This is a genomic window from Cellvibrio sp. OA-2007 (assembly GCF_000953825.1).
Lineage (GTDB): Bacteria > Pseudomonadota > Gammaproteobacteria > Pseudomonadales > Cellvibrionaceae > Cellvibrio.
In genome coordinates, this window is sequence record NZ_BBUL01000001.1 from 1 (window position 1) to 473 (window position 473).

At 48.4% G+C, this 473-nt stretch carries 1 protein-coding gene; it reads left to right on the forward strand.

Features of this window, described 5'->3' with window-relative positions; translation table 11 throughout:
• Positions 1-473, forward strand: a 473-nt coding sequence (locus tag AWU77_RS00005; RefSeq protein ID WP_193747457.1) for a putative Ig domain-containing protein, incomplete at both ends; no start/stop codon positions are given.

Below are 473 nucleotides of genomic sequence, written 5' to 3' on the forward strand. Positions count from 1 at the left end.
GTATCGATTGATGTGATTGCGAGTGACGGTAACGGCGGTACGGTTACCGATAGTTTCGATATTGTTATCGCCAATACCAACGATGCACCCACCGTTGCCAATGCGATTCCCGATCAAAACGCGACTGAAGATGCTGTGTTTAATTTTCAATTCGCATCTAACACCTTTAGTGATGTTGATGTCGGCGATACGCTCACCTATAGCGCGCAATTGGCGGGTGGTGGTGCCTTACCGGCGTGGCTGAGTTTTGATGCGGTGACGCGTACCTTTAGTGGTACACCTGCGAATGCCGATGTGGGTTCAATCTCAATTGACGTGATTGCCAACGATGGCAACGGCGGCACCGTTACCGATACGTTTGTCATTTCCGTTGCCAATACCAATGATGCGCCCACAGTTGCTAATCCAATCGCCGATCAAAACGCGACTGAAGATGCTGCTTTCAATTTTCAATTTGCTGCGAATACATTTAA